The 14164-nt window shown below is 64.9% G+C and carries 12 protein-coding genes; 6 read left to right on the top strand and 6 right to left on the bottom strand.

What is annotated here, in order from left to right:
• Nucleotides 1-10: 10 nt before the first annotated feature.
• From JVX98_RS02815 to JVX98_RS02800, 4 genes are all read right to left on the bottom strand, one after another.
• Entirely contained in the window at nucleotides 11-1072 is a 1062-nt protein-coding gene (locus tag JVX98_RS02815) for an ABC transporter ATP-binding protein (protein WP_043622955.1), read from the bottom strand.
• 8 nt (nucleotides 1073-1080) lie between these two features.
• Nucleotides 1081-3315, bottom strand: coding sequence for an iron ABC transporter permease (locus JVX98_RS02810; RefSeq protein ID WP_205236788.1), 2235 nt, complete (start codon nucleotides 3313-3315; stop codon nucleotides 1081-1083).
• Nucleotides 3316-3455: 140 nt separating this feature from the next.
• Entirely contained in the window at nucleotides 3456-4481 is a 1026-nt protein-coding gene (locus JVX98_RS02805) for an ABC transporter substrate-binding protein (RefSeq protein WP_205236787.1), read from the bottom strand.
• A gap of 126 nt (nucleotides 4482-4607) precedes the next feature.
• Nucleotides 4608-5630, bottom strand: coding sequence for an ABC transporter substrate-binding protein (locus JVX98_RS02800; protein ID WP_246764854.1), 1023 nt, complete (start codon nucleotides 5628-5630; stop codon nucleotides 4608-4610).
• Nucleotides 5631-5848: 218 nt separating this feature from the next.
• On the opposite strand from JVX98_RS02800, the gene JVX98_RS02795 reads away from it, so the two are divergent.
• Together JVX98_RS02795 and JVX98_RS02790 are read left to right on the top strand one after the other, a co-directional pair.
• Complete coding sequence (locus JVX98_RS02795; protein ID WP_205236786.1) at nucleotides 5849-6589, top strand: response regulator; 741 nt, start codon at nucleotides 5849-5851, stop codon at nucleotides 6587-6589.
• Nucleotides 6586-8679, top strand: coding sequence for a nitrogen regulation protein NR(II) (locus tag JVX98_RS02790; protein ID WP_205236785.1), 2094 nt, complete (start codon nucleotides 6586-6588; stop codon nucleotides 8677-8679). The genes JVX98_RS02795 and JVX98_RS02790 overlap by 4 nt, the downstream gene beginning before the upstream one ends.
• 24 nt (nucleotides 8680-8703) lie before the next feature.
• On the opposite strand, the gene JVX98_RS02785 is transcribed toward JVX98_RS02790, so the two are convergent.
• Complete coding sequence (locus tag JVX98_RS02785) at nucleotides 8704-9501, bottom strand: phosphatase PAP2 family protein (RefSeq protein ID WP_205236784.1); 798 nt, start codon at nucleotides 9499-9501, stop codon at nucleotides 8704-8706.
• A 384-nt stretch (nucleotides 9502-9885) separates the two neighbouring features.
• Between JVX98_RS02785 and JVX98_RS02780 the strand changes: the two genes are divergently transcribed.
• The 3 genes from JVX98_RS02780 to JVX98_RS02770 all read left to right on the top strand — a co-directional run bounded on the left by JVX98_RS02780 (nucleotide 9886) and on the right by JVX98_RS02770 (nucleotide 12944).
• Entirely contained in the window at nucleotides 9886-10581 is a 696-nt protein-coding gene (locus JVX98_RS02780; RefSeq protein WP_043626533.1) for a response regulator, read from the top strand.
• Nucleotides 10578-11750 (top strand): ATP-binding protein, encoded by a 1173-nt coding sequence (locus JVX98_RS02775; RefSeq protein WP_192449510.1) that lies wholly within the window; start codon nucleotides 10578-10580, stop codon nucleotides 11748-11750. The genes JVX98_RS02780 and JVX98_RS02775 overlap by 4 nt, the downstream gene beginning before the upstream one ends.
• A gap of 198 nt (nucleotides 11751-11948) precedes the next feature.
• Nucleotides 11949-12944 carry a DUF535 family protein gene (locus JVX98_RS02770; protein ID WP_192449511.1) on the top strand — a complete coding sequence of 332 codons (996 nt, stop codon included), beginning with the start codon at nucleotides 11949-11951 and terminating at the stop codon, nucleotides 12942-12944.
• Between the two features lie 39 nt (nucleotides 12945-12983).
• On the opposite strand, the gene JVX98_RS02765 is transcribed toward JVX98_RS02770, so the two are convergent.
• Nucleotides 12984-13388, bottom strand: a complete 405-nt coding sequence (locus JVX98_RS02765; RefSeq protein WP_205236783.1) for a hypothetical protein — start codon at nucleotides 13386-13388, stop codon at nucleotides 12984-12986.
• A 343-nt stretch (nucleotides 13389-13731) separates the two neighbouring features.
• Between JVX98_RS02765 and JVX98_RS02760 the strand changes: the two genes are divergently transcribed.
• Nucleotides 13732-14145 (top strand): GFA family protein, encoded by a 414-nt coding sequence (locus JVX98_RS02760; RefSeq protein ID WP_205236782.1) that lies wholly within the window; start codon nucleotides 13732-13734, stop codon nucleotides 14143-14145.
• The last annotated feature ends 19 nt before the right edge of the window (nucleotides 14146-14164 follow it).

Below are 14164 nucleotides of genomic sequence, written 5' to 3'. Positions count from 1 at the left end.
TTGTGAAAAGTCATGCGTCAATCAAAGCCAGGCCGCGGTTGCGGAAACCGATGGCGACCTCCGTTGCCGGAGATAGCATTTCCTCCACCGCCTGATCGACAACAAAGAGCAGACCCGCCGGCGTTTCGACCTCGTATTCGACGTGGCCGCCGAGATAGGCGGCGCTGCTGATCGTGCCGGAAAGGGCAGCCCCCTTGGCCGGCGTCAGCGTCACCGCGTTGGGCCTTACGGCGAGTTTCGACGGACCCGGCCGGGCACCCTTGGAGGGCAGGCGGTGCTCAAATCCGCCGATGCGGATCGTCGCCTGGCCGGCGTCTGCCGCGGTCACTTCGCAGGGCAGCACGTTGGCCTCGCCCATGAAGTCGGCGATAAAGGTGGAGGCGGGCGCCTCATAGAGGTCGCGCGGTGCACCTTGCTGCGCGATCGCACCATCCTTCATGACGATGATGCGATCGGAAACGGCAAGCGCCTCGTCCTGGTCGTGGGTGACGTAGACGGCGGTGAAGCCGAGGCGCTGCTGCAACTCGCGGATTTCCGTGCGCACCTTGCGGCGCAGACGTGCGTCGAGGTTGGACAGCGGTTCGTCGAGCAGCAGCACCTGCGGTTCGAGCACGAGCGCGCGGGCAACGGCGACGCGCTGCTGCTGGCCGCCGGAAAGTTCTGCCGGAAGCCGCTGGCCGAGACCGCCGAGGCCGACGAGCTGCAGGCCTTCCTCTGCACGCTCGCGGGCTTCCTTCTTCTTGATCCCCGAGGATTCGAGGCCGTAAGCGACATTGTCGAGCGCGGACATGTGCGGGAACAGCGCATAGGACTGGAAGACCATCGACACGTCGCGTTCGTTGGCCGGCAGCATGGTCACGTCCTTGCCGCCGATCAGGATCCGGCCGGCGGAAGGATGTTCGAGGCCCGCCAGCATGCGCAGCGTCGTCGTCTTGCCGCAGCCGGAGGGGCCGAGCAGGGTCACCAGCGTGCCCGGCTCGATGGTGAGCGACAGGTCGTGGATGGCGGTAAAGCTGCCGAACTGCTTGCGCACGTTCTGGAAGACGACCGAGCCGGTGCGCGGGGTGTTCATGGAGGTGCTCATGCGGTTTTCTCCTGGGAGATGGTGTTGGACGAACGGGCCGGAGCGGCGCCGAGGACGCGGTTTTCGCGCCTCAGCTTGCGCTCGCCGACGAGGAGTTGCAGACCGGTGATGACGGTGATCATCACCAGGATGAGGGCCGAGGAGTAGGCGATCGCCACGCCGAATTCGCCGTTTTCGACGAGGCCGACGATGTAGGCGGTTGCCATGTTGTACTCGGCGCTGACGAGGAAGACGACGGCGCTGATCGAGGTGATCGCCCGGACGAAGGAATAGACAAGCGCTGCGACGATGGCCGGCCTCAAGAGCGGCAGGATGACCTTGCGCAAGGTGCGAAAGCTCGTTGCCCGCAGTGTCAGCGATGCCTCGTCGAGGCTCTTGTCGAGCTGGCTCATCGCCGCAATCCCGCCGCGCACGCCGACCGGCATGTTGCGGAAGACGAAGCAGGCGACGAGGATCAACGCCGTGCCGGTCATTTCCAGCGGCGGCAGGTTGAAGGCGATGATGTAGCTGATGCCGATGACGGTGCCGGGAATGGCAAAGCTCAGCATCAGCGCGAACTCGAAGACGTCACGGCCGGCGAAGCGCTGGCGCACGATCAGGTAAGCCGTCAGCAGACCCACCATGGCGGTCAGGGGCGCTGCGATCAGCGAGATCTCCATGGTCGTCCAGAAGGAGTTCCAGGCAACGCCGGTCCAGGCGATCGCGCCGTCGGCAAAGGAGATCGAGAAGGCCTTGGCGTAGTGGTCGAGCGTCAGCGAGTTGTCGAGGCCCCAGGTCTTCACGAAGCCGCCGAAGAGGATCATGCCGTAGACGACGACGGTGAAGATCATCCAGGGAATGACGATGGCGTGAACACCGATCGAGATCGAGCGCGGCAGTGCGCTGTGGGCGCCGGAGTCACCTTTGCCGGTCACGGTCGAATAATTCTTGCCGGCGAGCCAGTAACGTTGCGCGACGAAGGCCGTGAGCGTGAAGCAGAGCAGGATGATGGCGAGCACGGCCGCGCGAGACGGATCGTTCTGCGCGCCGACGACGGCGAAGAAGATTTCGGTCGAAAGCACCCCATGGCTGCCGCCGAGCACCAGCGGATTGCCGAAGTCGGCCATGCTTTCGATGAAGCCGATGAGGAAGGCGTTGGCGAGGCCAGGCTTCATCAAGGGCAGCGAGACGGTCCAGAAGGTGCGCCAACGATCGGCGCGCAGCGTCTGCGACGCTTCTTCCATGGAGGGGCTGACGCCTTCGACGACGCCGATCAAAACGAGGAACGAGATGGGAGTGAAGGAAAGGACCTGGGCGATCCAGATGCCGGTGAGGCCATAGAGCCAGCGGCCCGGTTCGACGCCGAAGGCATCCGAGAGAAATTCGGTGATGACCCCGGCACGGCCGAAGAGCAGCGTCAGCGCCAGGCCGATGACGAAGGGCGGCGTGATGATCGGCAGCACCGTCAGAAGCCGCATGCCCTTCTTGAAGGGGAAGCGCGTGCGGGTGGCAACGAGCGCGAAGGCAAGGCCAAGCAGCGTCGAGCCGCACGCAGTCATCAGCGCCAGCCACAGGGTGCGCCAGGCGACGCCGCACCGGCCTTCGCCGACGACACAGCTCAGGCTCCAGATCGACGCGTCCTGGATGTTGCGGATGAAACCATCCGCCTTGAAAGAGCCGTCGAAATCCTGAACGGAGGCGGCGAACATGCTGCCGACCGGATAGAAGACGAAGACGATGACGAGGGTCACGAGCAGGGAAATCGCCGCTACGATGAAGGCGTCGCCCTTGAGCACGCCGCGCTCCGCAAGTCCGAAGGCGAATAGAAGAACGAAGGTGAGTGCCATCAGCACGGCGCCGGCTCCCATCGACGGCTGACCGTCGGAAAGCCTGCCGAATAGCGTCTCGCTGATCGTCCAGGTCCAGCCGGAAAAGCCGATCGCCAGCCCCTGGAGAGCGAGATAAAGAACGCCCGCTGCGCCGGCGACGGCCAGCAGGAGGCCCCGACGCGCGGGATCGCGGACGAAACGCGCTGCCACGCAGATGCCGAGCAGCGCCAGCGCCACGATCAGCCATAGCCGGCCGTGGGCGAAGATCTGCATCAGGCCGGGGGCAACGGCCGGATCGCCGGGGAAATCGGCAAGCCAGCCGAGCCCGAAGAAGCCGCCTTCGATGCGGTACCAGGGGACAGCCAAGAATGCGGCCAGTCCGAGCCCGAGCGTTAGGTCGAGCCTGCGGTTGCGATGTTCCATGACGGTCCTCGCGCAATTTGAAATGAAAGATGATGTGACGTCACATCGCCTCGGCACGTGCCGGAGGCAAAGAACGACGGTTGGGACCGTTGGGCGGTATCGGCCGGATCAATCACCCGGCCGAACCGTTCAAGCCGCGATCAGTTGGCGCTGGCGCCGACTTCGCGGTCCCAGCGCTCAAGCAGGGACTTGCGCTTCTCGGCATCGCCGAAGGTGGCGAAGTCGTAGTCGATCAGCTTGATGTCCTCGAACTTCGGCGCTTCCTTCGGCACCTCGGCCGACTTGTTGGACGGCAGCTGGAAGGACTTGGCGTCCTTCATGCGCGACTGCACTTCCGGCTTCAGTGCCCAGTCGTACCAGGCCTTGGCGCTGTCCAGGTTCTTGGCGCCACGGATGATCGACATCGAGCCGATCTCGTAGCCCGTACCTTCGCAAGGCGCGATCGACTTGATCGGGAAGCCTTCGGCGGTCTGGGCCACCGCGTCGTGCATGAAGACGATGCCGAGGCCGGCTTCGCCGCGTGCAGCCGCCTTCACCGGCGCCGAGCCGGACTTGGTGTACTGCGCGATGTTGCCGTTGAGCTTCTTCAAATAGTCGAATGCCTGGTCTTCGCCCATGATCTGCACCAGCGAGGCAAGCGCGGTATAGGCAGTCCCGGAAGAGTTCGGGTTGGCCATCTGGATCTCGCCCTTCAGCGAGGAGTCGAGCAGGTCGGCCCAGCACTTCGGCTCTTTCAGGCCCTTCTTCTGGAAGATCTCGGTGTTGTAGCCCCAGCCGAGCGCGCCGGCATAAACGCCGACCGTGCGGAAGCCCGAGCCTTCAGCCTGCTTCTTCGCCCAGTCCTGAAGCTGGTCCAGCATCGGCGATTTGTATTCAAGTGTCAGGCCGTCCGATGCCGCCTGCAGGTGCGGGTCGCCGGTGCCGGCCCACCAGATATCTGTCTTCGGGTTGCGCGCCTCGGCGCGGATCTTGGCATAGGTCTCGCCCGAAGACAGGCGGACCATATTGACCTTGATGCCGGTTTCCTTCTGGAAGTCGCCGGTCATCTGTTCGCAGATCACCACGTCTGCGGAGCAGATGAGGTTGAGGCTGCCGGCGGCCTGGGCGGGCAGGGCGGCAAGCGCCGTGCCGGCAAAAAGCATGAGGGAAAGCGTCGTTGTTTTCATTGGGGCATCCTCCTGTTGCCTGTTTGAAACTTGGGTGTGAACGGGCATGGCGCGGCGATCGGCCTGCCCGCCGGGCGGCACGTTCACGATTTCGGTACTGCGGATTACTCGGCTTCCGCGGAGCGCTTAGTTCGTCGCGGCGATCTCCGCGTCGAACCGTTTGAGCAGTCGACTTCGTTCCTCCGGCGAGCCGAAGGTGGCGAAGTCGAAATCGACCATCTTGATCAGCGATATGTCCGGTGCGCCAGGCGGCAACTCCGCGCGGGCATTGGATGGGACCTGGTTCTGGCCGGCGGCCGCACCCGTACCCTGGCCTTCCGGGGTGAGTGCGAAGTCGACGAAGCTCTTGGCGTTTTCCAGATGACGCGCGCCCTTGACGATGCTGACGGCGCCGATTTCGTAGCCCGTCCCTTCGCAGGGAGCGACGATGACGAGCGGCGAGCCGGCCTGCTTCTGCGTGACCGCGTCATGCATGAAGGAGATGCCGATCAGGGTCTCGCCGCGTGCCGCCGCCTTCACCGGGGCCGAGCCGGCCGTGGTGTACTGGTCGATGTTGCGGTTGAGCGCCGCCATGAACCGGAAGGCCTCGTCCTCGCCGAAGAGCTGCACCAGCGTTGCAAGCGTGGTGAAGGCGGTGCCGGACGAGTTCGGGTTGCCGCTGCGGATACGGCTGCGATAGGCCTTGTCGGCGAGATCCTTCCAGCAGGTCGGGGCCGGCAGTTTCAGCGCATGCAAGAGGTCGGCATTGTAGGCAAAGCCGAGCGCTCCGGCATAAATGCCCGCCGAACGTCCACCGGAGATGGCGAAGAAATTCTGTGCCCAGGGCAGCATGTCGCGTTCATGCGCCGGGCGGTAGGGTTCAAGCAGGTTTTCCGATCCCGCCTGCAGATGGGTGTCGCCGGTCCCACCCCACCACACGTCGATGGTCGGGGCGTCTTTTTCGTCGCGGATTTGGGTGAGGATGTCGCCGTTGCTCTTTCGGGTCATGGCGACCTCGATGCCCGACTTCGCCTCGAACGCGGCCTTCATCGTCGCGCACCACGCCTCGTCGACACCGCAAAGTACGGTGAGCGCCGGTGCCGTCATGCCTGACGTGGCGATGCACAGCCACAGGGCCACGCCCGCGCCGATAGCGGTGATGCCTCTCACGATGTCCTCCCATTTGGAGCGCTGCCGCCCCAATCTCCGCAATCAGGATGTCGGTATTCCCCGCGGGTCGCAACCCGCAGAATGGTTACCGTTCTTACAACACGAATGCGGCTTTGCCGTTTCAAGATTACAAAGATTACAAATGTGACAATGCGCATAACGCGAGCCGCTTTGATCATTGGGACAGCCCCGCCTATGATGGCGACGGGAGGACGTGCATGCTGAGTGAGAGAATACGGATTCTGATCGTCGAGGACGATCCGGACATGGCGGAGCTCGTTTCCGATCTGGTGGAGGCCGAAGGCTGGATGCCGCTGACGGCGCCTTCGGCGGAGGCTGCCGCCATCGTCCTCGAGCGGGAAACGGTGCACCTGGTACTCGTCGACCATAACCTGCCTGGGACATCGGGCCGGACCTTTGCCCAGCGACTGCGGGCGCGCACCAATATCGGCATCGTCATGGTCACGGCGGCAGGCAGTGCGGCCGACCGGGTGCTGGGACTGGAAACGGCCGCCGACGATTATGTCGTGAAGCCGTTCGAGCCGATCGAACTCACGGCCCGGATCAAGGCCGTCCTTCGACGCACCTACCCGTCGCTGAAGCCGGAGCGGGAGGCCGAGCGCGAGCACGAGCCCGCGGCGCTGAAGCTCGGCGACTGGTCGATCGATCTCAAGAGCCGGCGCGCGGTCTGCCTTTCCGACGCGACCCGGTCGCTCACCAGCGCCGAGTTCGCGCTGCTCGAAATCCTCGCGGAAACGCCGAACACGCCGGTCACCCGCGCCCACATCCTCGATCGGCTGGGCGCCGAAAGCGATCGCTACATCGACCGCAACGTCGATGTGCTCGTGCTCCGGCTGCGGCGCAAGATCGAGCGCAATCCGGACCTGCCGCGCCACATCAAGACGCGGCGCGGCAAGGGCTATGTGCTGGATACCGACGACGGCGAGGCCCGGCCGTGATCAGCCGCCCGTTCCTTTCGTCGATCGCCTTCCGCCTGCCGTTTGCGATCGTCTTCATCTGCGTCCTCGTCTTCAGCCTGGCAACGGTCGCCGTGTTCGGCCTGCAACGGGCGCGTGACGAGATGGCGGCCTACGGGCTGCAGGCCTTTTCGAGCCTCGCCAAGGCCTCGCTGGTTTCGCGTCAGGTGTCTGACCTCGTGTCCAGCGCGCCGTTCCTGATGAACGCAACATCGCCCTATCGGGTGTCGAGCGAAAGCCGTTCGGTCGTCGCGCAGGTCGACGTCCTGCTTCAAACGATGGCGCCGGAGGTCGGCAAGACAGCGGTCGACGGCTTTGCCAGCGCCCACATCGTCGAGCTGCTGGATGCTATCCGCACGCAAACGGTGACACTTGCCGCCGACGCGGATTCGGCCCAGCAGTACAAGGCCGATGCGGCAGCAGCACTTGGAGAGATCGCCACCGGCAACGGCATTGCCAACTCGGAGGTCCGCCAGCGCCTCAATGCGATCGTGCAATCGGCGTCCAACTCCGACAGCCTGTTCCAGCTTGGCGAACTGCGCCGCCGCTACGTTGCCGTCACGACGCCCCGTCTGGCGCCCGCCGGGCCCGATAGCCGGATTTCGGCTGCCGAGCTGACGCCCTATGAGCGGGTGTTCGAGGCGCAGACCCACTATCTTCTGGAAATGTTCGCCATCCGCGCCGCGGTGGCGCGGCTGCACACGGTCTCTCGCGATCTCTCGCATGCCACGGAAACACAAAGCGAGGCCGTTGCCCGAGGGCTCAACGAGGATCTCGCCTCGACCTCCGACGCGCTGAGCCGCCTGCTCGTCATCGTCGCGGTCTCCTCGCTGCTCGTGCTCGTCATGGCGATCTTCTCGATCCGCTCCGTCATGCGGGTATCGCGCGGGATCGTCTCGCTCTCCAAGGGCATGAATGCGCTTGCGCAGGGGCGCCGTGATGTCGACACGCCGAGCTACAACGGGACGGAGACCGAGTTCTTGCGGCTGCTCGAAGCCTTCAGCGCGTTTCGCGAAAGCGTCGAGCGCGTGTCGCGGCTCCGCCGTACCGCCGAAGCGGCGGCCCGCACCATTCGCTCGACCTTCCGCAACATGAACGAGGGCATTGCGCTCTTCGACCCGAATGGCAAACCGATCACGATGAACCGGCGCGTCATGGAGCTCGTTGGCTGGCCGGGCTCGGCGCGGAAGTTGCCGTTGCGCCGGTTCGTCAGTCCGATGCCGGAGATCGACCCGACCCTTTTGCCCGCTGACCGAGAGGCGGGCTCGCTCGATGACCGGCTGGTGCTGCGCCATCGATCCGGTATGGGCCGGGTGACCGAAGTCTCGCTGTCGCGGCAGCCGGACCGGGGTATCGTGTTGCTGGCGCGGGACGTGACGGAGATCGACCGCCAGGAGGCCGAGGCAGCCAAGGCGCAGCGGCTGGACGGGATCATGCGCATGACCCATCAGGTGAGCCATGAGGTCGGCAACATGATCGGCATCATCACCGGCAGCCTGGGGTTGTTGGAGCGCGAAACGGGTTTCAGCGACCGGCAGAAACGCCATATCGCCCGCATTCGCAAGGCGGCCGATCGCGGGCGCTCGCTGGCCTCGAGCATGTTGTCCGTCGGCAGCCAGCATCCGCTTCAGCCGGGGGCGCTCGAAATCGGCGCGGTGCTGCGCGGCATGGCCGACGTGCTGGAAATTGCCGTCGGCGAAAAATGCCGGCTCGCCTTCGAGATCGCCGACGGCCTGCCCAACGTGCATCTCGATGCAGCACTCTTCGAGCAGGCGATCCTCAATCTCTGCCTCAACGCCGCCGCGGCGATGCCGCTCGGTGGCACGATCCTGATCCGCGCCGGCAGCGCCGGGGCCGATGTCGTCGTCTCCGTGACCGATGCGGGGATCGGCATGTCGCCGGAGGCGGTGGACAAGGCGTTCGAGCCCTACTTTACCACCCGCGACCAGGAGGGCGGCGCCGGCCTTGGCCTTGCCGTCGTCTACGGCTTTGTCCGGCAAAGTGGCGGCGACGCCCGCATTCTCTCGCAGCCGGGGCGCGGAACGACGGTGGAACTCGTCTTTCCGCGTTGAAGCTGTGCCGGTTTCGCGGGCGCTCTATGGCGCGCTTCGGCGCGAAAGGCGCATCACGGCGGCATCGATCCGTTCGCCGTTTTCGGTAAATACGGCCCACAGCCACGCCATCAGCCACAGCATCAGGCACCAGGCCAGAACGACATCGGACAGATAATGCGCGCCGAACACGATCCGGTTCAGCGAGAAGGCGAGGACGAGGGGGACGAGGGCGATGATCGCCGTTCGCCGCCATTGAACCGGCAGCAGCAGCGCAAGCGCCACGAGCGCGATCGCGGTGGCGGATTCGCCTGACGCAAAGGAGCAACTGCGCGAGCAGGCACCAGACACTTGCCAGGCCGGCGTAAACGGCAGGCTGCCGCCGAAATCGGTGATCTCATAAGGGCGCGCCCGCCCGATCAGTCGCTTCAGCGCCTGGATGAGGAGCCCCGGCCCGACCGCAAAGAAGGTCAGGAAGAACAGCGCCTTGTGCGGGCGGGGTAGCCAGGGGCGGGGTGCGACGGCTTGCGCAACCAGAATTGCCAGCACGCAGGGCAGAATGAAAACCGGCAGGATACGGTTGAGGTCACGAAGGGCGCGCAGCTCCGGCTCCCGCGAGAGCGGAAAGTCGCCGGTGGCGAAGGCGGCCCAGCGCGAGACGGCAAGATCGATGCCGGGAAAGGCCATGAAGACGAAAGCTGCGCAAATGGTCAGCGCGCCGGCAGCCGCAATCGGCTGCTGTTCGAGGCGGGCCCGTGCCTGCCCCGGCCAGAGACGGGGATTGGGGCGCGGCCATCGGCTGCTGTTTGAGGAAGTCGCCGTGGATGAGTAAAGGCTGGACATGCGGTCGCTCGCAAGTTGTCGGAATGTGTGGGCCGGACACTTGCTCCGCTCTGTCAAGGCTGCGTCGAGGAACGGGGAGTGCTTGATGCGCAAGATCAGATGGCTGGCGGATGCACCTTCTGGTCGAGTGCAAAACGGCAAGCGGGAATGCAAGTCTCCAGCACTCTTTAACGGGCGGCTTCGCATTTCGCCGGCGGTAGGGAAGCCTGTTTTGCCGGTTGCGCCGGCCGTCCGCCGCCAATTGTCAAGAAACGGCGAAGATTTGTCCGGAGCTCTATCCGGAGGGCCGGCCAAGCGTCGATCGGGGCACGCGGATGAATTGCAACGCGAGCTCATTCGTCACATAAGCTGCTGATCACAACATCAGCTCCAGGGAGTTAGTACATGGTCGATAAGGGTCTCATCCTTCTGGCGGAGGACGAGCCGGAGATTGCGCAGATCCTCGATGCGTATCTCGTGCGCGACGGTTTCCGGACGGTGCGTGCCGCCGACGGCGAGACGGCGCTGACCCACCATGCGGTGCTGTCGCCGGACCTGGTGCTGCTGGACGTTCGCATGCCGAAGCTCGACGGGTTCGAGGTTCTCGCCCGCCTTCGCCGCGAGGGGAACACGCCGGTCATCATGGTCACGGCGCTGGCGGAAGATCTCGACCGCCTGACCGGACTGAGGCTCGGAGCGGATGACTACGTCATCAAGCCGTTCAACCCGCAGGAGGTGGTGGCGCGCGTCAACGCGGTGCTGCGCCGCACCCGCAACGGCGCCGGCGCCACCGTGCTCCGCTTCGAGAGTGTCGAGGTCGATCTCGATGCCCATGTTGCCTTCGTCGAAAAAGCCGGCAATCGCCACTCCGTGCCGTTGACGCTCAGCGAGTTCCGCATCCTTGCCCACATGATCCGCCGCCCGACGCATGCCTTCGATCGCGCCGATATCCTCGACGCCTGCCTGCCGGACAGCGACGCGCTCGCCCGCACGGTCGACACCCACATCGCCAATCTCAGGCGCAAGCTGGAAGATCTCGGGGCCTGCGGCTTCTTCAGCGCCGTGCGCGGCGTCGGTTATCGCTTCGTGGAGCCAAGATGAAAGTCAGCCTGTCGCGCCTTCCGCTGGGTATCCTGACCGCCCTGGTGATTGTCGTCCTGCTCGTGTTCAGCGTCGTCATCGTCTACGGCGGTGTGAACTCCATGGAGTCGCAGCTGGAGGCAAAACTGCTGGATAGGATGCCGGCAAAGGCGGTCGAGGCTTACAAGGATCTCAATAGCGGCAAGGTGCCGTCGCCGGACTCGCTACAGGTCCTGCTGGCTAGCACGGAGGAGCTCGAGGAGTGGGGGAACTGGGAAGTCGACAAGCTCATTCTCGGTTTCGGGGGCATCGCCGTCGCGTTCTGCGGCTTGGTCGGCTACTGGCTGGCACGCAAGATCAGCCGCCCGCTTGAAGCGTTGGCACGGGCGACGCAGGACCTCCGGGCCGGAGACTTTGCGGTGCGTGTCGGCTCGATCCGCAAGGGGGCCAAGGAGGTGGCTACTCTCGTGAAAACATTCGATGAACTGGCGGCCGAGCTTGAAAGCATGGAAGACAGGCTCCGCTTCAATACAATGGCCGTGGCGCATGAATTGCGCACGCCGCTGACGATCCTGCAGGGCAACCTTCAGGGAATGGCCGACGGCGTTTTCCCCCTTGAACAAGAGAGGGTGCGGCAATTGCTGCTGCAGGTGGAGGGGCTCTCCGCGCTGGTGGAGGACCTGCGCACCCTGTCGCTTGCCGCCGGACAGAAGCTGGTCACCCAGCGCCACCCGGTGGATCTCGCCGTCGAGGCGACCCAGGTGCTTGGCGCGTCGAACACCCTGCTTGGCTCGGTTGGCATGTCGGTGGAGGTCGCGCTCGAGCCGGTGCGGGTTTCGGGCGATTCGCAGCGCCTGCGCCAGGCGCTACTGGCGCTGATCGAAAACGCCACGCGCTACGCCGCAGACGGCCGTGTCCTGCGCTGCGAGACCGGGCGACGGGGCGTCGACGAGGCTTTTGTCCGGATGCTGGACCGTGGTCCCGGTCTTCCTGACGACGTTTCGACCCATTCGATTGACCTGTTCTGGCGCGGCGACGCCTCGCGATCGCGCGCGACGGGCGGAACGGGTCTGGGGCTTTCCGTCGTCCAGGCGATCGCCAAGGCGCATGGTGGACGGCTGGAGTTTGCCGCGCGCGCCGGCGGCGGCGCCGTAATCACACTCGTCCTGCCGCGGGAACCCGCCCTCTGAGCAACCGGCGTTGCTGCAGCGTTGCGCAAATTTTCGTTTCTTGTCCGGCCGGAACTTCGACGCGTGACCATCCTTGCGCGTGTATGGAACCGGTGTGCAATTGCCCACCGGTTCTCCGCAAATCCTTGACAGTGCCCGGGCAAACCTGAGCTCGGCCGAGTCCTTCGGCCAGCAGCGTTTGCTCTCAAGGATAGCACCATGTCCCTGGAATTCAGGCAGGAATACAGCGCGGATCTGCGATTGCCGGTCGACGGCAAGGCATTCATCGGCGAGCCGCTGGCGCCTTCGGACCGGTCGGTTTCTGCGCCCGTCGTCGGTGAAAGTTCAGGAGAGAAAACGTCACTCACCGGGCATGTGCTCAAGCTCGGCCTGAGAGTGAGCCTGAAGCGCGCAGTCGTCTTTTCCATGCGGTTTGCGCGCCACCCGCTCCTGACATCGCGCTGGATCGGCTTTCTCGGAGAGTTCTCCGAGCGCTACCGACTGGGCTTGCCGCATGACGACCTCGTGCGCAAATCGATCCCGACATTCTTCCTGCACGGCGCGTCGTCGGCTGCGAGGCTCGACCTGCTGCTCAATCACTTCGATGTCGCAAGTGAGGTTCTTTCGCGCCGGTCGCTGATGGCGCTCTGGCGCGGCAGCACCCTGGAGATGGGCACGGTTTCCGGTCGCAGCGAGAATTATCGCATCCAGCTGCAACTGGCCGACCATAGTGGCGCCCGCCACGAGGGGGCTTTCGCAATCCGGCTGCGCCGGCAGAGCGACGGCTACGCGCTCTGCACCGTCGGCTTCGTCTTCGTGCGGTGCGAGGGAGACAGCTATAGTCTCGCCATCGGCGGAATGCAGGGGCCGAAGGGCGAAGAGGCCAAGCGAGCACTGATCACGGCAACGCGCGATCTCGGCGGGCTCCGGCCGAAGGATGCGGCGCTGCTCGTCCTCAATGGCCTGGTGACGGAAGGCCACGTGGGCCACGTCTTTGCGGTCTCGAACGACAAGCACGTCATCAACCGCCGCCGCTTGAAGCGGCGCCGCATGATGAGGGCGGACCTCGATGCCTATTGGTGCGATCGCGGCGGCGTGCCGGCCGAGCCTTTCGGCTTCAGTCTGCCGATCGGCGACGACCCGGCGGCGCGGGACGGCAACAGGCGCGATCAGAGCAAACGCGCGTTTCGCGACATCGGCGCGTGGTTCTACTGAGCCGGCGCCTGGGCGACAGCGGCACAAACGTTGCTGCGGTTACGGGGTCTTCGTGAAGTCCATCTCGAAGGCGCCGGAGACGATCCGGCCCTTCGGCGTCGGCCCGCTGTCGTCATGGAACAGCATGTCCCGTGAAAGCACGAAGTAGGTGTTCGCCGACATCGCATAGAGCGGCTCGCTGACGCCTTCCTTCAAGGAGACGGTCAACTGTCCGTCGTTGTCGGCAATCGAGAACGTGCCTCGGTGCAGAACCTGATACTTGCCGGCGAGCTTTGCCGCCCTGTCGGCGGCGACCGGAATACTCGGCCTTTCGATGCTGCGGTAATCAGGCCAGCCATAGGCGACGGAAACGCTGTGGACGAGCTCGTTCGCCAGTTCGCCGCCCTGTTGCTCGTTGGTCATGATCACGACACCGTCGCCGCTCCCGAAAGAAGCGACGAGCATGTTTTCGTAGCCGGCATTGCTGCCGCTATGGAAAAGCTGTGAGCGCCGGCTGTCGCGCGCAGGCTGAAGCCAAGGCCGTAGTCGGATTTCACCGGCGTCAGCATCGCGCCGGGCGTGTGGCTTGCCGCTGCACGGATCGCAAGCACGAAGCGGGCGAGATCGCTTGGCGTCGTCCATGGGCCGGCTGCCGCGAGTTCCGGATAGGCATGCGGGCCGCCGGGGATCGGCGCGCCCTTGGCGTCATGCGGCCAGGCCGCCCGCCCGAACTACACGCATGGATGCCTCCAATTTGGTCGCGGATGTTTATACTGGCGCCGATTCGAAGCCACAACTGAAGGTAAGTATGACGCGGTCCGTTGCCAAGAGGCTCAAGCCGCACACGGGCGGATGCCTTTGCGGCGCAATCCGGTTCGAGGCGCAAGGGACAGCCGGCAAACCGCATACGTGTTCGTGCAAGATGTGCCAGCGCCATTCGGGAGCCTTGACCCTGGCGTGGGTCGAATTTCCGAGCGAAGCCGTGACCTGGACTGGACGGGGCGGCGCACCATCGGTCTATCGTTCCTCGGACTATTCCAGCCGCGCCTTCTGCCCGTCCTGCGGCAGCAGTCTCGGCGCGATCGACGATGCGCCGGTGGTTGCCCTTCTGCTCGGCGCGTTCGACAAGACGAATGCCGTCGATCTCATCCCGAAGGGCCACAGTTTTCGCACTGCCCGACCCAAGTGGTGGCACGTGGAGGCGGTGAAGCCCGCGGCCTGACGAGGTGCAGGGCCGAAAG

The organism is Ensifer sp. PDNC004, assembly GCF_016919405.1.
Taxonomy (GTDB): Bacteria; Pseudomonadota; Alphaproteobacteria; order Rhizobiales; family Rhizobiaceae; genus Ensifer.
Note: the sequence above shows the minus strand (reverse complement) of the source record. Positions and strands in the feature narration are given on the sequence as shown.